Origin of the sequence: Bacillus sp. 7705b (assembly GCF_002289525.1) — a bacterium.
Classification (GTDB): Bacteria; Bacillota; Bacilli; order Bacillales; family Bacillaceae; genus Bacillus; species Bacillus halotolerans.
On the sequence record NZ_NSDH01000030.1, the window covers coordinates 1 to 23,310 of the forward strand.

Below are 23,310 nucleotides of genomic sequence, written 5' to 3' on the forward strand. Positions count from 1 at the left end.
TTAACATTTTATACATTAATTATGAGGTAAATGGAAGTTGCTTCGGAAGTGAATAATGGATCATAAATAGTTAAAATCGTGATTTTATTTAGATTAGGGGGAAACGAATGAATCAAGATATTCAGTTTTTAAAAGAGCTTCAGAATGAGTTGAAAACACAAGACAACGATTGTCAAGCTTCACCGCGGTATTGGACAGTCGGTGATTATGAATGGGCTGAAGCTCGGGAGGAAAACGCAGAACGCTATTCTGTATACCTGCCATATATTGCAGAATCATATGTTTTAGATGATTATCTAGAAGAAATAAAAGATGATAGTGAGCTGTCTAAGGAAGCCCTTATAGAGTTGCAAGAAATTGAGGATGACTATGACGATGTCATTGAGTGGATTCAAAAATACATTGATGAAGGAGCAGAACTAATTCCAGAAAGAAAGGTTCACATTATACAACCAGATACAATGTTTTTGACAAAAGCAGAAGCAAAGAGCCACTCAAATTGAATAAGCATCATTATACTTCAGAAGCTCATACGTACGCGATGACATCTTGGAGAGCGCCAAAAGTTGAAAGGTTGCTTAAAATTCTCGAAACGTTTGATTGGAGTTCAATAACGATATCTAAATAAAAAATAGTTTTTAACCAGATAACTCAAGGGTACGCTACCCGCAAAAGATTTAGATTTTACAGGTAGCGAGTAAATTACAGATAGCGTCTTTATAGCCTGAAACGCCGTTTATCTTGAAAATGATCGGGTTACTTCTTTTTTGGATTAAATGCAAGAAAAATTACAACAGCAATAAAACTATCCAAGCTCTTTTCAAACAACCAATTAAAGAATAAATCAAGTAAATAATTCATAACTATCTCCTCCATTAATTAAAATAAATTTGACATTCAACTTAGTAAGCAACAAAGGTATTTACAATTAACCTATTGGAAATTAAGGTGAAAATTTAAATGGGAAATTTAAAAAAGGGGGGAATTTAAATGACGAAAAGCAATCAAAATGTTCACGTACTGGCTGACGAAACACTTGGCGGCATCAAGCGGGAATATGTAGAGGTCAAAAGAAAGGCAAAAATTGGTGAGAAGGTAATTATCGTAGACGCTGATGTTCAAGACGAGGAACCGTATGATAACGGAGATATTTTCAAAGTAGAAAAAAAGTACGGGCTTTCTGAAACGGCTAGGAATAGGTGGTAATCCAATTGTCGGGAAATATATTTCTGCATTACACTTTATAATGTCTTCCTTTTCTTCTTTAGTTTGATCGCTATTTAGAAACTCTTCGCAATACTTTACTGTAAATAGCAAACCTTCTTTACTAATTTCCTCAATAAATTCGTCTAATGCGTGTTCAGGGGATCGGATATCTTGATGAAATGTTGCACCTAAAAAATTTTCTAATTCGTCTAAGAAATCATAACTTTCATCCATGATACTTCCTCTCTTTCTATTTGGTTGGATATCCTGTAAGAATAAAGTTACCGTTGTTATCTTTTTTGAGTATAATTTTTGCGTTTGTAACGTTTTCTACTAGTTCTGAATTTCTTGATACACTTCTACCGATTATTTCTCCATCGCCCTTGTATCTTAACATTAATTTAGGTTTTTTAGGATCATCAATCCAATTTTCGATTTTCTTTATATTTTTTGGATCGTTTAAAACTGAATTAGCAATTCTCTCAGCGGTAGCCCTGTCTTTGAAAGTAGATGAAGCTGTAATATGTGGGTTAGGATCAGTTCTCAGTCTTTCTATTAATTCTTCGTCGGTCCTTCCAACGTGTCTTTCAATAAAATAAAAGAAAAAGCAAAACTTGAATCATTATTGAAGTGGCAAAAGACCCTCTCATAGAGAGGGTCTTTTAACTAATTAAGGTGCTGTTCCGCAATCAACTTTGTATTCGTCCTCTGTTACTTTCTTTGAATAACAGAGATAAGTAGTTTGACCAGTTTCACTTTTCCAAGCATTAAATAACATCAAAGAATAAAGACTCCCTGATGATTTGTCACTTTCCCTTTTTTGAAGGATTGTGAAATAGCTTTGGTATGGGTATCCCATTTTATAGATTTCATGTCTTATGGCTCCTTTTTCTGAAGAAGTATTGAAAAAAACTGGTGAATGGGGAGGCATTAAAATTAATATGATTAATACTGTTGCTAAAATAGATAGCAATATTTTGGTCCTTTTTTTCATTTTTTCCTACTATCCTTTTTTGTATTTGATTTTACGTTTTATTATTCATGTATTTTATGCCATATTTCCGTTGGTGTAAATGTAAAAGTTTCCTATATTCTGAAAACATGGATGGTGTTAAGAAAAAAGTTCTGTTGACTTCTTTATTTTGTTGCCTGTTGCCTTTACTGTTTTTGTCGAATCATGTATTTGCCGCGTCTTCTGAAAATGAAGAAAAAGGTAGAACGTATGTATCAAATGACATTGGTATGAAAGAGCTTAATACAATGTTAGAACAACAAAAAAGAGATTTTGAGAACAGTGAGCCTTTGGCTCATAAAGATGTTTCAAAATTAACTGATTCTGATGAAGGTGTTTTGTTGTATTATGCTTTCACCACAGTTGACAAACAAAAGCTGCATGAATTTACATATAAAATTAGTGATGTCACTACTTATGAAGAAAACAATAAAACATTTGTAGAGGCCTATATTGTTAGAAACTTTGTTTTTGGTGAAGAAAAAGTAGATACAGGGTTAGGGGACAATATTAAATTAGAGATTTCTAATAATAATGTTTCCAAGAAACAAAGTCTTTCATCAGAAAGCAAAGTGGCACCTAAGACAAAAAAATCTTCTACGCTTCATTATGAGAATGAAGGTGACGATTCGTCAAATATAAAATTGGATGAGTTTTTAAAGAATTACAAGCAAGAAGTTGAAGAAAATAAGGAACTGTCAATGCAACAAAAATCTGAAAAAAAGATCAAGGGGCGGAAGTCTCTGCATCTGCTGTAAAAGGATATAATCGTTGGAAATCCATGGAATACGCTGGCAAATATGCTTTTTCTCCAAATAAAAATTATAAATATTATAAAAATGGAGACTGTACTAACTTTGTATCTCAGGCTTTAAGAGCGGGTTCAATGCCTTATTTCAAAGAGTGGAAGCCTTATACAAATGCATGGATTAATGCAGGTTCTTTTAGAAACTATATTTTAGAACCTGGCGGCATAAAAATGAAAACTGTAAAAGACGTTTATACGAATGTTGCGCTTGGTGATGTATATCATTATGATACTAGGAATAAAATAGGTCTTCCTCGTCCTGATGGTTGGATGGAGCACACTGCTATTGTTACTAGCCGAGCTAATAATAAGATTCTTGTGAGTTACCATACTACCAATAGACACAATGTCCCTAGAGAGTATTACACTTCCAAAGAGGGTGGAAAACGTTACGCAAGTAGCATCCGTATGTAATTAAGATTTTTGATTTGACGAAAATTATTTAATTTTAGGACGTGGTGGCGCTGTTGGACTTTTCATTTCCAAAATCGCCATCACTTTTTTTGTTTAGTGGCTGCGTGATATATCAAAATATCAAAAATAATCAATTATAAAGATGGAAAAGGGGAAGCCCGAGAAAATGCATATTTTTCATAAAGAAAAAGCCACCATTTACCTTCCATGTCCAAGCTCTTTTTAACAAGTGTTTGGTATAATTATCACAGGTAAAATAAACCGCTTTTAAGGACTTTCTGCCTAATTGAAAGAAATTATATAGTACATGTATGTTGTTAATTCTTTTGCTAATGAGCTGCTGAATTAAATTCTTATGTTTTTGTTTCCACGAATATTTCTTCTCCCTTATGCATCCCTGTTTCAAGTAAAGCTTTTCAGAAGATGCAGTACAAATAATGATCTCGTCTGTGATATATCAGCCACTATAGGTCTGAGAGTTCCCTCACATACTCTCTGGCTTCTTTTATAAAAACTGTTTTCGCAAGGGGTTATTGATTCATCCTATAAATGACATATAATGGAATCTAGGTGTTCTTGAGCAAAAGAGGCAGAATAAATGAAAAAAGTCGAAGTGAAAATAACGATATAATACAAGTTGTACTACAAATCAATTTCGATTGGAGGCAGATTGATGTGATAATTAAAATGACTCAATTTAATATGAAGGATTTTAATAAACCAAACGAAAGTTTCATTGTATCAGGTAGAATTATCCCAACATTTAAAAACAATGTTTGGAAATATACAGAAGAGATATTTTCTGAACCTTATTTCAAGAAATATGAAGATGATGAAATTGATATCAGTTATATTCAAGAAGAGGAGAAAGCTGTATTTTTTTATTACGTTGAAAACAACTGCGTTGGTCGGATTAAGCTTCGTTCTAATTGGAATGGATATGCACTAATTGAAGACATTGCTGTTGCAAAAGATTATAGAAAAAATGGTGTTGGGACAGCATTATTAAATAAAGCTATTGAGTGGGCAAAGGAGTATAACTTTAGTGGTCTTATGCTTGAAACACAAGATATTAATGTTTCAGCTTGTCATTTTTATGCCAAAAATAACTTTGTAATAGGTGCAGTCGATACTATGCTTTATTCAAACTTTCCAACAGCAAATGAAAATGCAATTTTTTGGTACTATAAATTTTAGTTTTAATAGATGCATTTCAATTATTTGAGAGAATTTGATGTATCGCCTTGTTGAAATGATGGACCATCAAACGGCGGTCTTTTTATAACCCTTCAAGAATTCCACTGTGGTTTTATTTTTTGGGCGCTAGAATAAGCATATGGTCTTTTATTTGCCTTTTCATAAATATAGTCCACAGCATGTTCTTTTTTCAGTCTATGTTTGATCAGATCATGTTAAAATTTCACTGAATTCAAGTCAAAAGGGGAATGTGTTTATGCTGGGAATCAAAGTTGAAAAATCAAAAGAAAACTTAATAATCAATTGGCAACTATTCAAAATGGAAATTCCAATCAAAGAAATTAACAATGTATTTCTTGGCCAAAAAAATTGGGTTTCCTTATGGATCTACGGATAGGGTAGTGATTAAAACAGCAAATAGCACTTATATTTTGTTCACCCCTAATGCTGCTTCAATAATAAAATCGCATTCTTTGAATCTTAATCAATATGTAAAAGTAAGTTGGTGAGACTATATGTAATTTCTGAATAAAATTCTTCTTTTATTTAGAAAAACCATAACAAAAAAGATAGAAGGTGGAACCTCCTATCTTTTTATCCTCGCTATTCTTACGAACTCGCCAATTAAAGAGCCAACAATGAAAATAGCCAGTGGAATCACAGTAAACTTGTTCCCCAGTACCCCCATGTAAACGAAATAGCACGCACATAAAACAAGGAACAAAAGGATATATCTTTTTATTATCCTATTAATAACTGTTGTTTTTTCTTGTTGCATATTTTCACCTCGTTTTTATGGCCAACAATTTGCCGGAATTGGTCTGCTTCCAAAGAATTTAGCGCTGTCTGCTGTTCTTAAGACTTTCTTTCTTGACGAGTCTTCATAGAATTTTGTCCTATTGGCATAAGGATATGCATTACATTTAAAGGCATAACAATACTGGAATACCGTATAATATGCAGTTGTTTGTGTACCTGCTAAAAATGATACAATACTTAGTATGACATTGTAAGGTGCTTTTGAGACTGCGGCGATTGCTGCGGTAGCAACACCAACTGAAACTCCCTTCAAATTGTATTTATAATTGTATTTACCCATGTATTTTCCACCTGGTGGAATTTTCATAGTTGATGCATTTGAAGGTGATGAAATTCCATCTTCTTGCTTGATCAGATTATCGATAAATTTGAATTAGGAGATTACAAATGCAAAAAATTGAAACCCACCGATTAATTTTAAGAAATTTTTGCGAGGCAGATTCTCAAGGCTTGTTGGAATATTCGGCTAATGCAAGAGTGAACTGCTTTCTTGATGACAGAATTTCTACGTTAGAAGAAGCTGTCTTAAGAGTGCAAAAAAGAAGCAAAGATGACTCTTATATTGCAGTCTGCTTAAAAGATAGTGATGATATAATAGGAGAACTATTTTATTTTAAAGAAGAGCCAGATACCTATTCTATTTGTTGGAATTTCAATGCTCAATTCGAAGGGATGGGATACGCAAGTGAAAGTGCGAAGGCTTTCTTAAAGTATCTCTTTATGCAAAAAGGAGCAAGAAGGCTTTATGCATATGTTGAAGATGATAACTATAGGTCTCAAAAATTATGTGAAAGATTAGGTATGCGTAAAGAAGGTTATTTTCTTGAATTTATTTCATTTACTAAATACGAAGATGGAACACCTAAATATGAAAACACTTTTCAATATGCATTGCTAAAAAAAGAATGGTTAAAACAACAGCCCAGTTAATAGAATTTAGGGGGAATAGTCTCTCTCTTTTCACCCTAAAGTTTATGAAGAAATATACTTAAATAAAACGGGGAGCTATAAGGAGACTTATACGAATTAAACACAATGTTAAAGTATTGTTGCTTTTCCGAGTAAGCATCCTCAATCTAAATAAAATAATGGTTATAAAACAAAAGTTTGCAAATTAGGGAGAGAACATGCTTAATGCAGGTTCTTATTTTATTCAATTATTAAATCATTTGAATAATTGTCGATATTGTCGATATTTAACATGTGTAAAGATGGAAAGGGTGCTCTAAGATTATAAAAAGCTCTGAAAGGATTGTGGTTATCGGTGGTAAATGTAAACTCAAGTGATCTTATTTATGATCCAAAATTCTTAGCATTTTGCAGTTTGGCTACTGAAGGGTATGGAGGGAATAATCCAACTCCTTCATCCATTAGTTTTAGTGAATTCTGTGAAAAACTTGAGAAAAATGAGGTAGTTGAACCCGAGAATAAAAAAAGCTCACTTGACATAAATAAGTCTTTAGATTATTGGAAATCTAGATTAAATGGTGGAGGTAGTCTTTCTGCAATGGATTTGAAGGTATTAGATATTATTAAAAAAGCTTACAACTTAGGTATGGTTAACAAAGATAACATGTTACTACGTAACGAAGCAATTAGTGCTTACAAGAACTCAATTTGAATATGAAAATAGCGCCCTTTTAATTATTGAATTTATTTTCTTGTATATGCTCCTCATGTTCTCTGATGCTGCTATGTCTTGTTTGAATAACAATTGCTATGACCGCAGATTAAGTTGGTGCATAAAGAGGAAGGGTATGAACCCTTTCCTTTTTATATTAGTATTATTGATAATAGCTAAAACAGTTTTTATGGCCAGTATCGTTGCGTGTTGCCATCTTCCCCCTCAAACACCCCTCATCAAACAGTTGTATTTGTATATGGAACTTTCCAAATAATCTGTTGATGAAAGTGTTATTTCCTCTTCTTGAAAAATCCTTCTTTCTTTTCTGTTTTTAATTTAATAATTACTATACTATTTTTACGCTTGACTTTTTTACTGTAGCCTTTTAAAGTATGGAATGTTGTTTAGACTATGTTTAACGACTTTGATACTGAAATTAAAGGTGGCTACTTAGATGAAACAAAATGGAAATCCTTGGGCGCTATTGCCACTAGTCTTATTTGTAGGCCTTTTTGTCGGCTCTGGTGTATTGACTGGAGATTTCTATAAATTGCCGATATTGATTGCGGCAATTATAGCATCAGCTTTCGCGCTTTCATTTAACCAGAAGCAATCTCTCAATCAGAAAATAGAATGGTTTGCTTCCGGGGCGGGACATCCTGATATTATTATGATGGTTATCATTTTTATATTAGCGGGTGCTTTTGCTTCTGCAGCTGAGACGATGGGAGCGGTACACTCAACCGTCAACCTTGCTTTGAGCATTATTCCGAAGCAGTTTATACTGCCAGGGCTTTTTATCATTGCTTGTTTTATTTCTGTTTCGATGGGAACATCGATGGGGACAATTGCCGCAGTTGCTCCAATTAGCGCCGGTTTGAGCGGAGAACTTGGCTTGTCTACTGCAATCGCTATTGCAGCTGTTGTCGGCGGAGCTATGTTTGGAGATAATCTTTCTTTTATTTCGGACACCACCATCGCGGCAGTACGGTCACAAAAAACACAAATGATGGATAAATTTAAAACGAATTTTTTGATCGTTTTGCCTGCTGCTATCATAACTATCATTTTATTATTTTTTATACCGACAGGACACGTAGGACATACCGGAGCTGAATCTTACAGCTGGTTTAAAGTACTTCCTTATGTTGCCGTGTTAGTCTTTGCGTTAATTGGTTTTAACGTGGTGGCTGTCATTTTTGGAGGATTGATCTTAACAGGAATTATAGGGTTTGCAAGCGGCAGCTTGACGCTTGAGTCTTATTTTAAAGCAATTACGGATGGAATTGCCGGAATGTCTGATCTTATCATCCTTTCAATGTTAATTGGCGGAATGGTCGGCGTCATGAAACAAAACGGAGGGATTGACTTTTTGGTGGGATTCATTTCCAAAAGAATCAATTCGAAAAAAGGTGCTGAAGCCGGTATTGCCGGATTGGTCAGTGTTACTAACCTAGCTACTGCCAATAATACGATTGCTATTATTGCAGCCGGACCGATAGCCAAAAATATCTCTGATGAATTTAAAATCGATAATAGAAAGTCAGCAAGTATCTTAGATATCTTTTCCTGCGTGATACAAGGCTTAATTCCTTATGGCGCGCAGCTGTTATCGGCCGGGAAGCTTGGGAATATTTCACCTGTCAGCATCTTGCATTACTCTTTCTATCCTGTTTTAATCGGGATCTGCGGCATCATAGCAATTATATTCGGACTGCCAAAATTCACAAGAAATGAGAAATAAATATAAAAAAGGTACCAAACGGTACCTTTTTCTTTTTTCATCAAAATTCGTAAACACATATAGAAATGATGAAAAAGGAAGATAGAGAGTGTAATGAAAACAAGCTTTCACAAGCGTTTTAAAGCTTTTGTTATTTTTTATGTCTTCTAATTTTTAGAGGTTTATTTATTGGAGACGTGTAGATTGTTTTAAGGAAGGATCATTCGAGGATATGGAATAGCATTACCAACATTCACATCGAACCTTTGTTCTTGTTTTGTTAAATAAGGAACTTTTATTCTATTGATATTAAAACAATAAAGGAGCGAGACAAATTGCTTCATTCGTTGTCTAAAATGTGGGGGATAGGAGGGAGGATAGAAAGAAACCTGAACCGAATGGAGATATCGACTGTAGACCAGTTAGCCAAGTTTCCCTTAGAGCTGCTTGAAAAAAGTTCGGAATAAAGGGTAACAAGTTGTGCTACCATGATCACGGAAATTGATTTATCAGAAATTGGTGCTCCTTTGATGCAGAGGCAAATTAGTTTTGGTAAGAGTCAGAGTTTTCTGAGGGAGTATACAAAGAGGGAAGGATTAAAGCTGTTCTCTTGGAGATTTGCAAGAAGGGCACGTACACATAACAAAGTTGGTCGAACAATAAGCTCGGGGATTGGTTACAGTAAGGATGAGCTTGGGGGGAATTTCATCGATCCAAAACAATTGATCTTCCCACAAATATCACGATGGACTACAGATGCTGCTTGATGCTCTTTCATAAGTTTTACTCAGGTAAGACAGTGAGAAGTATCTCGGTTACGTTATCAAATATTGAAGATGAAGTTAATCAACAGTTGAGTTTATTTGAAGTGGATAATGAAAAGAGAAGAAAGCTTGGATTCGTTATGGATGGGATTAGAAGCAAATATGGCTCGAAAGCGATTCTGAGAGCAGTTTCTTATACACCTGCAGGAACTGCGCTTCACAGAGCTAGGCTTACTGGTGGGCATAAGTCATCACAAAAAGTGACTAAAAATATAATCGTTTTTTGTTATCATTTAGTTAAGAAACTAACTCATATAGTTTCACTATAGGGAACGCCAACAATTTTCTCATTACAATCATAAGAGCCTGGCTATATTGAGGCTGCAGGCTCTTATCACATATGGTATTATTTTTTTGTATAACGCACCCAGTCGTAATGAGCGTATAGCGGTGTTACACCATTGTAGGAACCGAGCCATTCATCTACACCCGTACCATTCCACAAGTTCATCATGATCTTTCCTGGTGTTGTCGGAATTTGGCTTGTCGCAGTATGTTTTAATTGCCCATCGACATACCATTTAATAGAGTTTGGCTGCCAATCGAACGCATACGTATGATTGGCATTGGCTGCATCAAATCCGAGATCCACAATCTTCTCATGGTTTCCTACACCATTTGTATAATAGTTAAATTGAACCTTTGTTGTGTCTTTTCCTAAAAATTCGATATCAATCTCATCCCAAGGAGTTCCATCCGTTGGACCTGTGTAGGTGAAGAACGATGAAACGATCCCTGTGTTTTTAGCTGGTTTCATTCTGACTTCATAAAGTCCATAGCCATATGTTTGAACAGAGCGGTTTTCCCCGCAGTCAAACTTGTTATAAGATGGACTTGTTAGCGCCAAACGCATTTCACCTAATGACGTCACTGATACGTTATTTGCACGCCAAGTGCAGTTGAACATATTTCCATTCGAATAACCATTTGCTTTTTGCCATAATCCGGAGTTATAGCTGTTAAAAGGGTCAAAAAACGATCCGCCGGTTTGAGCCGAGGCAGTAGAAGTGACTGCAGACAAACTCATAAACAATCCAGTGATAAAAAGCAACAACACTCGTTTCATACGATTAGACATGTTGGTATCCCCTTTCTTTGAAAGCGTTTTCTATATCGATCATACATGATTCTTTTAAAAGGGAACATCAGTCAAAATAATGATAATAACAATCTTCTTACTAGAATCATGTAAGTAAGAAGTATCTCAGTTATTCTGTCTAATATTGAAGATAACTCTAATCAGCAAATAAGCCTATTTGAAAGAAGAAAGCTCGGGTTTGTAATGGATGGGAAAGAAACAAATTTGAATCGAAAGCGATCCTGAGAGCAGTTTCTTATACACCTGCAGGAACTGCGCTTCAGAAAGCAGGTCTAACTGGTGGACATAAATCGTAAAAATAACCCCTTCAAAATTTGAAGGGGGAATGATACATATTTAAGAAGTATGACCTCTACTAGCAACTTCAAATGAATGTCCATCAGTGAAATAACCAATACTTGCTGTATGCCCTCTACGTGCTTCTTGGACATTTTTTTGAGTGTTAGTTAAATAAATGCTGACAAATCCAATTAAAACAATGGCTAAAATAAAGACAGATGCATGCTTAAGTTTCATAAAGACAATCCCCTCTCTGAATTTGTTTACGGGCATAAAGCACTTTCTCATAAAAAACATTAGCTACTTTATGGTCTTCTTTTTCATTATAATACTTCGCTGCATCTGAGGCTAAATCCTCCACGTCTGAAAGCATTGATTTCGATTCTAAATAATTTAGAATCGAATTTAATTTTTCTTTGTCGTCATCAACATGTAAGGCATTAATGAATTCAAACATTTTAGCCATAATTTCATCATTTAAATTCTTGGACAAAGACAGACCATGTGCACACCAAGAAATTGCTTCTGATTGATTCCTCATTTTAAATGTGGTTTTTGATAACATTAACAAGATATCTAATAAACGATTTGAATGCTCGTACCCGTTGTTTTGGTATACTAGTATACCTTCTTTAAAGTACTCAGCTGCCTTTTCATAAACTTCCTCAGCAAATGAACATAAGCCAAGGTTATATAGGGACGAACCTATTAAACGTGGCATGTCGATTTCTCTCGCTTTGTCTAGAGCTTCTTTAAAATGAGGAATCGCTTTTTCAGGATATTCCATATCTAAATAGTTAAGTCCAATAACAAACGAACATTGAATAACCCTTACAGTATAAGTTTCATGTGCTTTATAACTTTCTATTGCTTGAACAATATGATGCATCGACATATGTGTCTGCTTCATATGATAATAAATCTCTGCAACTTTGTAGTGGAATTCTGCTCGCTCTATCTCATCTGCGACAAGTGATAGCTTTTTCTCGGCTTGCTTATAGAAGCTTATGGCATTAAGATATTCGTACTGTTCAAATTCATACATACCCCGGAAAAAGTTAAAATAATATTCAAGAATTCCCTTCAAATCAGTTTGGTTACTTTCGATCTTTTCTAATAAGTCTGAAATTTTAGGGCGTTCTTCGTTCATTGTTTTGGGTTCAAGGTAATCCAGCATCAATTGGTGACGAAAACACATGAGAGAATAGTACAACAATAAATCTTGGTCTTCCTTCATATGCCTTATTTCTTCCTCGACCTCAGCTTTCAATATTTCCGAATCTGGGACACTAAACAATCTTATGTATTTATACCACTCATTTATTTTCACTCCGACTTTAGAAGAAGAGATCATTTGCTCCAAGACAAGCCCTCCTATATTAAATATGTAATATTTTATCATATTTAAATGAATAAGGAAGATTAATGTTATCTTAAAAACGAAAAAATACCCTCCTCAATTAAGAGAACGTAGGGGTTTATTGTGCAGATTCGTAATCCATTGCTTGTTCACTGTCAGAAATGACTTGAGTTGTGGGTCAATCACAATTCCCATTGCAGTTAAAAAAGTTAGAAGTGCATTAATTTCTCTGTCAAATTGTCAACAAATACAATCAAGTCATATATCGTACACGAATAACATGCTTATCGTAAAAATTAAAAAAGAGTTTAAAAAGGCGATAAACATAAGGATATTTGCTAATTGGATTGGTGAATAGGGATTAAACGAACGTAAAACGTAAGAGGGAGTAGGGAAGTGGCTGCTTTAAGTAAATATTGAAGAAAAAGAGGGAATTTTAAGAGAGAAAAACATTGGCACTATGCGGTTTTACGATAGCGATTACGATATAAAATAGGGTGATTTTGAGGCGGAATTAGGAAAATGAAAATATTTGGGTAGGGTGTGGAAATGGCAGTGCTATAGACACGTTTGTTCTTGTTTTTGAGTATTTAGATGTAAATATGCCCCCATATATTTGGTAGTTAAATCCCGATATAATAGCTCTTTTACATGCAATTTAGTTACATATAATGAATATGAAATAATGTTTTATGAGTGCATATATAAATGCGAAAATCAAGAATGTTTTTTAAAAAAACAAAATGATTTCTGGCTTGAGTAGAGACAGATATCTATGTATTTGATCGTTTTCGTAACAGGAAAGATTAAAACAAACACTTATTTTATACTTTTATAAGAAATAGTTGTTCTGATGAAGCACTGCATATATTCAATCTTGTCTTTAATAATGAAGATGGAGAGTCCATCGTTTTTCATATATGTAGGCTTGAATTTTAGAGACGAACTTATACAGCAATCACATCAATGGTATGATCAAGTACTTATATTGCAGCTAAGGGTGAATCAGTCGAGACCATAACAGAAAAGAAGGAATTAGGGAAAGTTGATATTGCATTTGATTTCATACATAAGATACCAACAGAAAGAGGCACTTAGCATAAAAAAGGCAAAGAGTTAAAACTCTTTACCATGAGGTGTTTTCCTTAACCGATTCGCAATAAGCTTCATTAAGTTTACTGCAATAGATACCAAAACAATGATCAAAGCGATCTCAAGTAAGATGATAAGTCCAATATTTAAGTTTAGCCTCTCAAAGTAATCACCGATAAAGGAAAGGAGTTGATAAATACCTAGCATTAGCGCTATAAAGATTGCTCCTAAGACAATTAGAGATTTTTTAGAGAAATCCTTGGCATGTTCAAAATGATAAATGATTAAGAATACAAATAGACAAGCCATAGCAATCTCATGAGTCAACGAATCACTTGCTGAAAACCCTTGCACAATTAAGGAAGCAATTAATCCAATTATTCCGATTATTTTATTCAAGACATCACCTGCTTTGTATGATCTTTAGGTGTCAGCTTACCAATTAAAGGGGAATTTCTCAAGACGATGTACTTTAAAGTTAACTTAAAATCATGATTCCAAGGAGCGAAGATAATGAACGCTTATGTAGTCGATGACAGCAAGTATAAATGTATTTATGTAGGAACTGAATAAGCAGCTGCTTTAAATAATGAATTTGAAAGTGAAACAAGAGTAAGGGTTTGATTCGGAGGCGATCACATAAAAACATTTGAGAAAGAACTGTTAGATACTATACGACAAGCTGAACAAGTCTAAATAAAAGATAGTTTTTTAAATAAACATATAAGGATGGATCGTTATCGGAAAAACACACGTATCGATAACGATCATAGAAGGATGATTTAGTTTATATGGCGGCGTCTCTCTTCGAAGTGATCATGATACTCATTCTGTTTTGATTTGGACTTGAATACAAACCAAATTACAGCAGCTAGTGTATAATCCATGACTTTATCAAAAGTCCAATTCGCAAAATCCAGAAGAAATTTCATTACATTTCACCTCGAGACAAAATGTAATTGAAAGATAGAAACTAAAAAGGTTAAAAAAAATTACATTAGAATCAAAATAAAATATTTATTTTATTGAAAGAGGGTAAGGGAAGGGCTAAAGGGAAGGGCTAATTAAACGCATGAATGATATTAATGACCTGATAAAGCTTATCGCAAGCATTGATCGTCGAACTTTCTATAGCAAAGAAAACATCTCAGGACAATCCAATCAAAAAGCGTATTTCAAATTCAGGACACAGCTATTCTTTGTTGATAAATACACGGGAGAAGACGTTTATCCGTATGAATTACGCCACGATCCAAACGGCTTTTCACACGGAGGTAACGTGTGGCAGCTGATCAATAGTTTTAGAGAATCATCATAACAGGGAACTGTGGCGAGCTGAGGGATTATAAAGAAATATGGGCGTACAGCTATGAGGGATGTATGAAAATTCGCAATAAGGGAAAGGAGATTGGATTTGTAGAAAGTATCGTTTACCCTTATAGTTTGATGAATAGATGAAAATTAAATAAACTAATTAAACCATGTACTAAATTTTCATTAAGCTTTATAGGGCTTGGCACTAAGGAGTTATGTAACGGAGAGTTTATACTCTCCAGGATTCGAAGGAAGGTATGCGGAGTTTACCGTGTTTAGTCTTAAATCTGTGCTTAACCTTACATTAGATAGGCTCAATAAATACATATACATCAGATTCTGACTTTACTTGTTTCATAGAGTGGAACTTACTTCGTTCTGCCTGTGGCATGAATTCCATAAATCCAGCTGCAGTTCCATCGGGATAGGATAGAAGGAATTTTATATCCTTCTTGGTGTAGCCGGTTATGAGAACTTCAGTGTAATCATAATTTATCACTTTCAGCCAATTGTGTGAACGTTTATTGATTTCATAAGGAGAGTCAGCTTTCTTGAGCACGATTCCCTCTAATTTTTTTATTTGGCCAAGGTAAAATAAGTTAGTCCGTTACCTTGAAATTCCTTCGATAACAAAGACATTAGGATGATTCAGTTCAAGTGAATTCAAAACTGTCTTACGCACAGTGAGCGGCTGAGAGGCAATTGACTGACCGTCTTTGCAGATAACATCGAAGACACAGTAAGCAATCTTATGAGCTGATTTTTTGGACATGATATGTTCCATTACAGCTTCAAAGTCAGGAGCACCTTCTGGGGCAGCTACAATGACTTCACAATCTCTAATGTATATCTCCTTTAAACGAAATGGTTCGAATGGAGGTTAATTACAGATATTACTCCATCAGATTTAGAAACAAGAATTGTGATTCTGCGAAAAAAGGATCAGGCTATGGCGGAACAAGACCACTTATAATATAATTTTTAGGTATTTGTAATTAAATTACAAATATTCTTAATATTTGCTTGTGAATTCGTGATATTATATTGAAGGGGACGATCAAAAGCTTTGGGGCGTAGTAATTAAGGATGTTTTAAATAGATACGAGTGCTACCTCATGTCAAAGTCAGAAAAAATATTATAGGAGGTAACATATGTTTAAGTTTACAAAGAAATTCTTAGTTGGGTTAACGGCAGCTTTGATGAGTATTAGCTTGTTTTCGGCAAACGCCTCTGCAGCTAACACAGACTACTGGCAAAATTGGACTGATGGGGGCGGAACAGTAAACGCTGTCAATGGGTCTGGCGGGAATTACAGTGTGAATTGGTCTAATACCGGGAATTTCGTTGTTGGTAAAGGTTGGACTACAGGTTCGCCATTTAGGACGATAAACTATAATGCCGGAGTTTGGGCGCCGAATGGCAATGCATATTTGACTTTATATGGTTGGACGCGATCACCCCTCATAGAATATTATGTAGTGGATTCATGGGGTACTTATAGACCTACTGGAACGTATAAAGGTACGGTTTACAGTGATGGGGGTACATATGACGTGTACACAACTACACGTTATGATGCACCTTCCATTGATGGCGATAAAACTACTTTTACGCAGTACTGGAGTGTTCGCCAGTCGAAGAGACCAACTGGAAGCAACGCTACAATCACTTTCAGCAATCACGTTAACGCATGGAAGAGATATGGGATGAATCTGGGTAGTAATTGGTCTTACCAAGTCTTAGCGACAGAGGGATATCAAAGTAGTGGAAGTTCTAACGTAACAGTGTGGTAACAGATTATCTTTAATCAGGGGTAGCTAACGGGCTGCTGATCGTTCCTTGAGAAATTTTATAATCGTTGTTATTGTGAGTTTACTAAGAAGCGACGGCCTTTTAGTTGGAATCCCAATATATGGATCGAGTATGGTGAATGATTATTAAAATCGTTAGGAATGGTTAAAGGTCGTTTTCTACTAGGTGAACGGCCTTGGCATTGCTGGAGGTAGGGTATTCTCCAGCAGGTTTTATAACTTTCCCTATAAGTGTAATAGAATAGTATTAATTTTTTGTTTAATAGCGATATTTTTTGTAGTCTGCGCTTGCTCACAAGAGACACCTTCATTAAATTAAATTTATCAGATAAAGATTTATACATATCGTTGATTAATTTCGAATTGCTTAGAGACAAAAATGAACAATATGCCAATGTTCTTTAGGAGCTGTAAAAAGATGATCCTTATTTGTTTATTAAGGCTTTAAAAGAAGGATATGCCGTTAATCAACCAATTGAATTTGATGAGGCCATTGTACGTTTCGTTAATGGAGAAGAACTGGCTATTGTCCATAAAGCAACCGGCAAGAGGTTCAATGATTGTGAAAATGAAGAATTTTCCTGATGGATTTACTTTACAGACAATGGATATGTGGTTGTGGAGTGAAATTGTTGAATGCACACAGCTCTTAGTTTTTGATCAGTTAGAAGCTTATTTTAAGAAAGAGTCAGCAACTTCAGAAGATATAGTTTGAAAATCCGGATAACTCTGAAATGTCGTTATATGTTCATATATTAAGAAAGTAAGCGTACCGGCAACTGAAGCTAGGACGCTTTTTTTGTGATGGCACCTCAATAAAACAACAATTTTAATCAGAAGGGAAGTGGGATATACAGGAATTTGAAACAATAACAGTTATAGAACGTATAGTGACTGTAGGGGTTATATTGCTTCATATGAATGTTGTGAAAGGAGTATCCATATGCAATTTCATCATACCCAAAGCGGAAAACAAAACAATCATCCAAAATGGTTGGTAACTATCTTGCTAAGTTGGGGAACATTCGTATTTGCTTTGTTTTTTGCTACTTTAATCGGTTCAATAGCCCACCAAGCAGGAGCTTCTAAACTCTTACAGCAAGGTATACAATCAGGCTTAGTAACATTAATTACTGTTCCATTACTCTACTTTCTTCTCAAACGGACGTCTAGTAGGCCATTTTGCTCTATCGGACTGTCTGGGTGGAGGCAAGCCGTTCCGAAAGCCATTATGGGTGCAATGTACGTCATTATTCTTTCCGGATCTGGATTCACAATCGCCCATTTATTGGACTGGGTCAAAATTTCACAATTTCATTTCTCTATCCATTTAGTTTCAGTATTGCTCTTAAATATGATTATCGCTTTCTATTATGAAGCTTTTCCAGAGGAATTAACTTTTCGTGGGGCGGTGTACTATGCTCTAAACAGGCGATTTAACTGTTTCATGGCCTTGCTCCTGCAGCCGATTCTGTTTGTGCTTGCACCAATAGCTGTAAGTGGTTTGCAGTATATAGCTGGAATTAAGTCACCTGCTATCACATTAGATTACATCGTTTTATTGTTGTCTTTTGGATTCATCCTTCAACTCCTGCATATTGTAACAGGAAGCTTATGGACGTCAATCGCTTTTCATCTAGCCTTTCTCGAACATTCTCGGTTCTTCGTCCTGCAGGGGGAGGAACGCTTTATTACCTATGAAGAAATTGTTCCGGGAACAGGTGCGTTGTTTGTGGTCTTTTTTATGTTGCTTATTGTCGGTACTCTGCTATTAATACCTGTTGCAATAACTCGCCGAAATGCTATTCAATGGTTTAAGAATAAGAAAGATACCCAAGATGTTTGATATCTGAATAAAACAGCAGTTTTAATGAGACATAAATCTCTTGGCACAAAGGGAATAGTGCGGAGGGATTGCCATGAAAATCTTAAACTTTAAATTTGATAATTCTTTCTTTTGAAGTACATGCAGCGTTTACTGCTAATGTGGCTTTTCCAACTGATTAAGATATTCAGATGGATATGCTCATGATGAGTAAAGCGATACTCAAGACAGCTGGCTACACAAATTTCTTCATCCGGGATACATACTTTATAGATAGAGATCACAATTCAGTTTATTGTTCTTGTCACTTTGAAGAAACAAAGTAAATCTATTTGTAAAGTTCGGACGTGACGGAGCTTTAGTCTAGTCTAGATTTAATTCAGGAAGTAGGTATGTCAATTTTAACAATAATTGAGATCATCATAGTGATGCTTACATTGTGAAAGGGGATTTAAACATGCAAGTTTTAAGGATCATATTTGTTCATGTCTTGTCTGCATTATCAGCTGCTGTTGTTTATGTTTTTGGCATTGATTATGATGGCTACATTCCATACTTCTTAATAAGTGTTATTCTGTTTATCTTTTATGTAATCTTTGCTGCACCTGTTCAATATTTCGTAAATCGCAATCCAAAGAGGTTTAACCCGAAATATTTACTCATATACATATTCTTTTCCTTCTTAGTATGGTTATTCTTCACTGTAATTACTGATCCAAAGAACACCTTAGACTTTCTAATGGAATACGAAGTTTACTTATTTAGTATATCATTTGCTGTAATCTTTTGGATCTGGGACTCTGTTTTTCTGCAAAACGAGAAAAAGGCAGCAACTAAGTAGCTCAAGTATTCATAATGCTTATTCTTAATCAATCGAGAAATAACACCTAAAATTCCTATTTGGTATTGTGATCCTCTTTCTAAAATTGCAGACGATAGGGGGATAAGTGTGTAAAACTGAATCCCTCTTATTATAGGATCTTAAATCAGCATAAAAGAGGGATTGACCTCACATTTGCAAAAAAATGAAAGAAAAAATCTACACGTACATTACTGGAGTTGATATCTTAAAAATCTCGCCATCTCTTATATAAAAACGGGGGATGCGGCGGCTTAATGTAGACACCACTTCATAGTTAATCGTATTAAGCATTTCAGCAACTTCATCAACGGGAATCTCAGCTCCCTTTTGGTGACCGTAAATCACAACTTCCTCTCCTTGTTTGCCTTCACTCTCTCCTAAACTAACCATGATCATATCCATTGTCACTCTTCCCGCCACCGGCACTCGTTTTCCGCGATGAAGAACAAACCCGCGATTGGAAAGCGCGCGAGAATAACCGTCAGCATATCCGATCGGGAGTGTAGCAATGACTTCACCGGGATTTGCGATGTATGTAGCACCATAACTAATGGTGCGGGGTTCTGTCAGCATGGTTTTCACATAAGCGATACGCGCCTTTAAACTTAATGCAGGTTCAAGCTTAACGAGATGTAGTTGTTTTATATATGCTGAAGGATATAATCCATATAAGCCTATACCTAAACGAATCATATCAGCGCTAAATTCCGGAAAAGCGATAGCCGCAGCCGTGTTGCTCATATGCACGGTGGGCAGCTCAATGTCTTGGTTTTTTAAAAAACGGAGAAAACGGAGAAATTGATCGTGCTGCAGTCTGGTTAGAGTGGTGTCTTCTTCATCGGCTGTTGAAAAATGTGTAAAGATACCTTCCCATCTTAGGAGTTTACTTGCTGTTAATGCCTTCACTACTGCTAAAAGTTCTTCTTTTGTACGTACACCTAATCGGCCCATACCAGTATCCACATTAATATGAATACCCAATCGGTTAGTACTCGCTTCACTTTCCAATATATCGTTAGCTTTTTTAATCCAATCAACCTGAAATGCTGATAACTCTATATTCCAAGCTGCTGATTTTTTCACACAACTAAGGGATGTAAAACCAAGCACAAGGATAGGCGCTGTAATTCCCGCTTTTCGTAAAACGATTCCTTCCTCCACGCTGGCAACAGCGAGCTCACTAGCCCCGTGTTCCAGTGCATGGCGCGCCACTTCTACAGACCCATGACCATAACCGTTCGCTTTTACGACAGCCATAATTTTGGTCTTTTTTGGTATATGATGGCGTATTGCTCGCAAATTTTTTTTAATGGCATCAAGATTTACTTCGATCCAAACTTCTCGGCAGAGCTTTGTCATCGACGCTTCCTTCCTTCTTATAGAATAGTGTAAAGCGCATTTAGCCGTTAATAAATCCTGTAACATTGATGGTTGGATGCTTTCAATCTGATTTTATTCAACCTTAACTGAAATCATTCAACAGCAAACTCTTGATCTAACGAGAAGATGCTAACCGATGGCCGAAGTCGACAGTACTTTCATTTTTTTGCATATTTGCTGATTAGTTCAATTTTGATTTTCTTCACTTAGGTGAGGATTGATACGGTGACCGAGGATCAGATAGTACATCTAAACAAAAATAGCCTGCCTATGGCTGTAACTTCATTTACTGATTTAATTCAACGATTGCTTGACAACATTGGTATTGGTTAAGGCATGATTTCATAACACTAGGCGTTGTGGATGCTGAAGTAGACATTGATTACTCACTTAAGTCAAAGCTCTATTAGCGAGGGCTCACGTTGTGCTCAAACAAAGACCAGACGCTTAAGAACGATATGATAAGACGAGATACATCAAAGGATAAAGTCCTGTTCATACTAATTGTCGGGAGGTATGCCGACTTATGATACATATTTGGATCACTGGCCTTTTATTATTGGCTCAGCCCAGCGAGCCATCTGACAGTTTAGCGATCACACAACAAGGACGGACGATTGCTACTGTTCACCGCGAAGATTTTACGATGCCTCTTCCCGGTACCCCAATGATTGATCATGAAAAATACCGTAAGTTTATCAAACAGCTTGATCAACAAATTTACCGGGAGCCCATAAACGCCAAGCTTAACGATCAAGGAATCATCATCCCGGGGAAAATGGGTTACAAACTTTATCAACAGGCGTTTAAGGAGAAATTTTATGCCTATTTCTTTGGTCATGGCCCATCCAAAATAGAAGTGCCGGAATTGAACATTTATCCGAAAGTTGACAGCGAGTTGCTTGCTCACATCAGTACGCAGCAATTAGGCCAGTATGTAACTTATTTTAATTCAAGCAATAAAAGCCGTTTACACAATATTTCTCTTTCTGCAAAAGCAATTGACAATCATGTTGTTTTTCCAAATGAGACGTTTTCATTTAACCAAGTTGTTGGGATGAGAACTCAGGACAAAGGATACATGCGTGCACCTATTATCGTGAAAGGTGAGTTGTCTGAAGGTGTAGGCGGGGGAATTTGTCAGGTGTCATCAACATTATTTAATGCTGTCGATCGTGCAGGGCTGCAAATCGTTCAGCGCTATTCTCATACAAGAAGCGTACCATATGTGCCGTCCGGACGCGATGCAACCGTAAGCTGGGGAGGCCCTGACTTTCGCTTTCATAATCAATATAACCAACCGGTCCTAATCCGAGCCAAACGATATGAGGGAAGTATGATTGTTACGCTTTATTCCTCTGATGTCATCAATATCAAACTGCGAAAAGTTCCAAAAGCGCCATCACAGCTACCAAAAGAAATAAATGCCGAGCGATAAATCATAAGCTATTCATTCACCTTATGCAACCTGACGACTTCTTTTATGGGAGGGTGAGTTAGAGAGACATAAGGTTAAGTCCAAATGCTGAGTTCTCTAAACGAAAGCTGATTTTGATTAAATCTTTACTTCCTGGTCGAAATCTTACTGAAATAGCCATCTATTTTTCCGGCAGCTATTTATAAAGAAAAAAGCAACAATTCAAACGTTGCTTTTTCCACTTTATCTTATTCAGAATGTTGTACGCCAATTCCTTACTATGTGGGATTCGACTTTTATTAAAAAAGATTCTTAACGATTATAAAAATGGACTAGTATCTATCCTGGTAGAATTTTTCCCCTTAACTTGTTTTAACGTCGCTACTATAAGAAAGCTGACAATCACTAACAAGAGCCATGAACTCACTTTTCCCAGATGAACGAGACTCCATGTATCGGTTTGGTTTGGGTATTCCCAAGCCCCAAAAAACGTTGCGATATTTTCGGCTATCCATATAAAGAATCCGATGAGCATAAATGAAAGGGCGAGCGGCATACGGTAACGAGTCCCATTCACCTCGTATATAACCCATGATTGCCAAAAGACGATCAAGACAAGTCCAGATAACCAAAAGCGGACGTCAATCCAAAAATGGTGGATGAAAAAATTCAAATAAATCGCAGCGGCGAGAGGTACAACGGCCCAAAACGGCGGCCACTTAACCAGTTCAACCTTAAGCCTCCTCCATGCCTGGCAAAGATAACTGGCTACACTTGCGTACATGAAGCCGCTATACAAAGGCACTCCAAAAATTTTGGAATACCCCTCCTCCGGATAAGACCAAGAGCCCATATGTACCTTGAAAAGTTCAAGAGCAAGTCCAATAAGGTGGAACATTGTGATCACCTTTAGTTCATCACGTGTTTCAAGCCCTGAATACACCATCCACCATTGCATGAGCAGGCAGATGATGAGCAGCCAGTCATACCGTGGCAGAAGGGGAAGCGGTATGATTTGTGTAATTGCCAAAGAGGCAAAAATAACGACAGGAAACAGACATGATAGGGCCTGCTCCCAGCCAAAACAAACGAGCTGTTTAAATGCTTTCATGAATTTTGCCTCCAAAGGTTTTTTTGATTAAATGGAAGGCCTGTTTAGTATAGTACTAAATAGACATAGGGTTATGTGCATAGAATCACCGCCGAGCAACTATCTTTTCCTTTCATGATTATTCCTGCTTTA

21 protein-coding genes and 11 pseudogenes are annotated in these 23,310 nt (G+C 36.0%); 19 read left to right on the forward strand and 13 right to left on the reverse strand.

Going from position 1 to position 23,310, the window contains the following annotated elements:
- Positions 1-107: 107 nt before the first annotated feature.
- Positions 108-628, forward strand: a pseudogene (locus CJU60_RS12090) (hypothetical protein).
- A 362-nt stretch (positions 629-990) separates the two neighbouring features.
- A complete protein-coding gene (locus CJU60_RS12100) occupies positions 991-1,206 on the forward strand; it encodes a hypothetical protein (RefSeq protein ID WP_024121522.1) in 216 nt (71 codons plus the stop codon).
- Here CJU60_RS12100 and CJU60_RS12105 read toward each other — a convergent pair.
- From CJU60_RS12105 to CJU60_RS12115, 3 genes and pseudogenes are all read right to left on the reverse strand, one after another.
- Positions 1,195-1,440, reverse strand: a pseudogene (locus CJU60_RS12105) (contact-dependent growth inhibition system immunity protein); the annotation flags it as partial. The gene CJU60_RS12100 and the pseudogene CJU60_RS12105 sit on opposite strands and share 12 nt — an antisense overlap.
- Before the next feature lie 16 nt (positions 1,441-1,456).
- Positions 1,457-1,798 carry an RNase A-like domain-containing protein gene (locus tag CJU60_RS12110; protein ID WP_223203931.1) on the reverse strand — a complete coding sequence of 114 codons (342 nt, stop codon included), beginning with the start codon at positions 1,796-1,798 and terminating at the stop codon, positions 1,457-1,459.
- Between the two features lie 78 nt (positions 1,799-1,876).
- Complete coding sequence (locus CJU60_RS12115) at positions 1,877-2,200, reverse strand: hypothetical protein (RefSeq protein ID WP_095713897.1); 324 nt, start codon at positions 2,198-2,200, stop codon at positions 1,877-1,879.
- Between the two features lie 266 nt (positions 2,201-2,466).
- On the opposite strand from CJU60_RS12115, the gene CJU60_RS21845 reads away from it, so the two are divergent.
- From CJU60_RS21845 to CJU60_RS12130, 4 genes and pseudogenes are all read left to right on the forward strand, one after another.
- A complete protein-coding gene (locus tag CJU60_RS21845; RefSeq protein WP_255238341.1) occupies positions 2,467-2,976 on the forward strand; it encodes a hypothetical protein in 510 nt (169 codons plus the stop codon).
- 23 nt (positions 2,977-2,999) lie between these two features.
- Positions 3,000-3,440, forward strand: coding sequence for an amidase domain-containing protein (locus CJU60_RS21850; protein WP_255238342.1), 441 nt, complete (start codon positions 3,000-3,002; stop codon positions 3,438-3,440).
- 675 nt (positions 3,441-4,115) lie between these two features.
- A complete protein-coding gene (gene satA / locus CJU60_RS12125; RefSeq protein WP_024121525.1) occupies positions 4,116-4,637 on the forward strand; it encodes a streptothricin N-acetyltransferase SatA in 522 nt (173 codons plus the stop codon).
- A gap of 256 nt (positions 4,638-4,893) precedes the next feature.
- Positions 4,894-5,146: pseudogene (locus CJU60_RS12130) on the forward strand (SunI/YnzG family protein).
- Positions 5,147-5,430: 284 nt separating this feature from the next.
- Here CJU60_RS12130 and CJU60_RS12140 read toward each other — a convergent pair.
- Positions 5,431-5,736, reverse strand: coding sequence for a hypothetical protein (locus tag CJU60_RS12140; protein WP_223255270.1), 306 nt, complete (start codon positions 5,734-5,736; stop codon positions 5,431-5,433).
- A 107-nt stretch (positions 5,737-5,843) separates the two neighbouring features.
- Here CJU60_RS12140 and CJU60_RS12145 point away from each other — a divergent pair, with 107 nt between their 5' ends.
- The 4 genes and pseudogenes from CJU60_RS12145 to CJU60_RS12160 all read left to right on the forward strand — a co-directional run.
- Complete coding sequence (locus tag CJU60_RS12145) at positions 5,844-6,386, forward strand: GNAT family N-acetyltransferase (RefSeq protein ID WP_095713899.1); 543 nt, start codon at positions 5,844-5,846, stop codon at positions 6,384-6,386.
- Between the two features lie 334 nt (positions 6,387-6,720).
- The gene (locus CJU60_RS12150; RefSeq protein WP_024121536.1) at positions 6,721-7,077 is read left to right on the forward strand and encodes a hypothetical protein; all 357 of its coding nucleotides are present in this window, start codon (positions 6,721-6,723) and stop codon (positions 7,075-7,077) included.
- A gap of 457 nt (positions 7,078-7,534) precedes the next feature.
- Entirely contained in the window at positions 7,535-8,824 is a 1,290-nt protein-coding gene (locus CJU60_RS12155; RefSeq protein WP_095713900.1) for a Na+/H+ antiporter NhaC family protein, read from the forward strand.
- 326 nt (positions 8,825-9,150) lie between these two features.
- Positions 9,151-9,818: pseudogene (locus tag CJU60_RS12160) on the forward strand (DinB/UmuC family translesion DNA polymerase); the annotation flags it as partial.
- A 155-nt stretch (positions 9,819-9,973) separates the two neighbouring features.
- Here the strand turns inward: CJU60_RS12160 and bglS are convergent.
- Positions 9,974-10,705, reverse strand: coding sequence for a beta-glucanase (gene bglS, locus CJU60_RS12165; protein ID WP_024121540.1), 732 nt, complete (start codon positions 10,703-10,705; stop codon positions 9,974-9,976).
- Positions 10,706-10,819: 114 nt separating this feature from the next.
- Between bglS and CJU60_RS21855 the strand changes: the two are divergent.
- Positions 10,820-11,022: pseudogene (locus tag CJU60_RS21855) on the forward strand (UV damage repair protein UvrX); the annotation flags it as partial.
- 40 nt (positions 11,023-11,062) lie between these two features.
- On the opposite strand, the gene CJU60_RS12170 reads toward CJU60_RS21855, so the two are convergent.
- The 3 genes from CJU60_RS12170 to CJU60_RS12180 all read right to left on the reverse strand — a co-directional run bounded on the left by CJU60_RS12170 (position 11,063) and on the right by CJU60_RS12180 (position 13,856).
- The gene (locus CJU60_RS12170) at positions 11,063-11,242 is read right to left on the reverse strand and encodes an aspartate phosphatase (protein WP_095713901.1); all 180 of its coding nucleotides are present in this window, start codon (positions 11,240-11,242) and stop codon (positions 11,063-11,065) included.
- Entirely contained in the window at positions 11,232-12,368 is a 1,137-nt protein-coding gene (locus CJU60_RS12175; protein ID WP_095713902.1) for a response regulator aspartate phosphatase, read from the reverse strand. The genes CJU60_RS12170 and CJU60_RS12175 overlap by 11 nt, the downstream gene beginning before the upstream one ends.
- Before the next feature lie 1,113 nt (positions 12,369-13,481).
- Positions 13,482-13,856 (reverse strand): YoqO family protein, encoded by a 375-nt coding sequence (locus tag CJU60_RS12180; RefSeq protein ID WP_095713903.1) that lies wholly within the window; start codon positions 13,854-13,856, stop codon positions 13,482-13,484.
- Between the two features lie 114 nt (positions 13,857-13,970).
- On the opposite strand from CJU60_RS12180, the pseudogene CJU60_RS22190 reads away from it, so the two are divergent.
- A pseudogene (locus CJU60_RS22190) lies at positions 13,971-14,078 on the forward strand (hypothetical protein); the annotation flags it as partial.
- Between the two features lie 161 nt (positions 14,079-14,239).
- Here CJU60_RS22190 and CJU60_RS21595 read toward each other — a convergent pair.
- Positions 14,240-14,389, reverse strand: coding sequence for a hypothetical protein (locus CJU60_RS21595; protein ID WP_095713904.1), 150 nt, complete (start codon positions 14,387-14,389; stop codon positions 14,240-14,242).
- Between the two features lie 140 nt (positions 14,390-14,529).
- On the opposite strand from CJU60_RS21595, the pseudogene CJU60_RS12195 reads away from it, so the two are divergent.
- Positions 14,530-14,915, forward strand: a pseudogene (locus CJU60_RS12195) (hypothetical protein).
- 160 nt (positions 14,916-15,075) lie between these two features.
- Here CJU60_RS12195 and CJU60_RS12200 read toward each other — a convergent pair.
- Positions 15,076-15,621 (reverse strand): annotated as a pseudogene (locus tag CJU60_RS12200) (ATP-dependent DNA ligase).
- A gap of 18 nt (positions 15,622-15,639) precedes the next feature.
- Between CJU60_RS12200 and CJU60_RS21860 the strand changes: the two are divergent.
- From CJU60_RS21860 to CJU60_RS12225, 5 genes and pseudogenes are all read left to right on the forward strand, one after another.
- Positions 15,640-15,720: pseudogene (locus CJU60_RS21860) on the forward strand (hypothetical protein); the annotation flags it as partial.
- A 203-nt stretch (positions 15,721-15,923) separates the two neighbouring features.
- A complete protein-coding gene (locus tag CJU60_RS12205; protein WP_095713905.1) occupies positions 15,924-16,565 on the forward strand; it encodes a glycoside hydrolase family 11 protein in 642 nt (213 codons plus the stop codon).
- A gap of 288 nt (positions 16,566-16,853) precedes the next feature.
- A pseudogene (locus tag CJU60_RS12210) lies at positions 16,854-17,217 on the forward strand (hypothetical protein); the annotation flags it as partial.
- A 309-nt stretch (positions 17,218-17,526) separates the two neighbouring features.
- Positions 17,527-18,429 (forward strand): CPBP family intramembrane glutamic endopeptidase, encoded by a 903-nt coding sequence (locus tag CJU60_RS12215; protein WP_095713906.1) that lies wholly within the window; start codon positions 17,527-17,529, stop codon positions 18,427-18,429.
- Positions 18,430-18,865: 436 nt separating this feature from the next.
- Positions 18,866-19,249 carry a UPF0715 family protein gene (locus CJU60_RS12225; RefSeq protein ID WP_095713907.1) on the forward strand — a complete coding sequence of 128 codons (384 nt, stop codon included), beginning with the start codon at positions 18,866-18,868 and terminating at the stop codon, positions 19,247-19,249.
- 198 nt (positions 19,250-19,447) lie between these two features.
- Here CJU60_RS12225 and alr read toward each other — a convergent pair whose 3' ends face one another.
- Together alr and CJU60_RS22195 are read right to left on the reverse strand one after the other, a co-directional pair.
- On the reverse strand, positions 19,448-20,629 hold the full coding sequence (alr, locus tag CJU60_RS12230; protein WP_095713908.1) for an alanine racemase: 1,182 nt from the start codon (positions 20,627-20,629) through the stop codon (positions 19,448-19,450).
- 191 nt (positions 20,630-20,820) lie between these two features.
- A pseudogene (locus tag CJU60_RS22195) lies at positions 20,821-20,918 on the reverse strand (tyrosine-type recombinase/integrase); the annotation flags it as partial.
- Between the two features lie 258 nt (positions 20,919-21,176).
- On the opposite strand from CJU60_RS22195, the gene CJU60_RS12235 reads away from it, so the two are divergent.
- On the forward strand, positions 21,177-22,088 hold the full coding sequence (locus tag CJU60_RS12235) for a VanW family protein (RefSeq protein ID WP_095713909.1): 912 nt from the start codon (positions 21,177-21,179) through the stop codon (positions 22,086-22,088).
- A 298-nt stretch (positions 22,089-22,386) separates the two neighbouring features.
- Here CJU60_RS12235 and CJU60_RS12240 read toward each other — a convergent pair whose 3' ends face one another.
- On the reverse strand, positions 22,387-23,178 hold the full coding sequence (locus tag CJU60_RS12240; protein WP_095713910.1) for a DUF817 domain-containing protein: 792 nt from the start codon (positions 23,176-23,178) through the stop codon (positions 22,387-22,389).
- Positions 23,179-23,310: the final 132 nt, after the last annotated feature.

Coding starts and splice junctions, on each gene's coding strand:
- CJU60_RS12115 (WP_095713897.1), bottom strand. CDS start 2,200: ATGAAAAAAAGGACCAAAATATTGCTATCTATTTTAGCAACAGTATTA.
- CJU60_RS12140 (WP_223255270.1), bottom strand. CDS start 5,736: ATGGGTAAATACAATTATAAATACAATTTGAAGGGAGTTTCAGTTGGT.
- CJU60_RS21850 (WP_255238342.1), top strand. CDS start 3,000: ATGGAATACGCTGGCAAATATGCTTTTTCTCCAAATAAAAATTATAAA.
- CJU60_RS21845 (WP_255238341.1), top strand. CDS start 2,467: ATGTTAGAACAACAAAAAAGAGATTTTGAGAACAGTGAGCCTTTGGCT.
- CJU60_RS12225 (WP_095713907.1), top strand. CDS start 18,866: ATGCAAGTTTTAAGGATCATATTTGTTCATGTCTTGTCTGCATTATCA.
- CJU60_RS12155 (WP_095713900.1), top strand. CDS start 7,535: ATGAAACAAAATGGAAATCCTTGGGCGCTATTGCCACTAGTCTTATTT.
- bglS (WP_024121540.1), bottom strand. CDS start 10,705: ATGTCTAATCGTATGAAACGAGTGTTGTTGCTTTTTATCACTGGATTG.
- CJU60_RS21595 (WP_095713904.1), bottom strand. CDS start 14,389: ATGAAATTTCTTCTGGATTTTGCGAATTGGACTTTTGATAAAGTCATG.
- CJU60_RS12170 (WP_095713901.1), bottom strand. CDS start 11,242: ATGAAACTTAAGCATGCATCTGTCTTTATTTTAGCCATTGTTTTAATT.
- CJU60_RS12215 (WP_095713906.1), top strand. CDS start 17,527: ATGCAATTTCATCATACCCAAAGCGGAAAACAAAACAATCATCCAAAA.
- CJU60_RS12145 (WP_095713899.1), top strand. CDS start 5,844: ATGCAAAAAATTGAAACCCACCGATTAATTTTAAGAAATTTTTGCGAG.
- CJU60_RS12235 (WP_095713909.1), top strand. CDS start 21,177: ATGATACATATTTGGATCACTGGCCTTTTATTATTGGCTCAGCCCAGC.
- CJU60_RS12100 (WP_024121522.1), top strand. CDS start 991: ATGACGAAAAGCAATCAAAATGTTCACGTACTGGCTGACGAAACACTT.
- CJU60_RS12240 (WP_095713910.1), bottom strand. CDS start 23,178: ATGAAAGCATTTAAACAGCTCGTTTGTTTTGGCTGGGAGCAGGCCCTA.
- CJU60_RS12205 (WP_095713905.1), top strand. CDS start 15,924: ATGTTTAAGTTTACAAAGAAATTCTTAGTTGGGTTAACGGCAGCTTTG.
- alr (WP_095713908.1), bottom strand. CDS start 20,629: ATGACAAAGCTCTGCCGAGAAGTTTGGATCGAAGTAAATCTTGATGCC.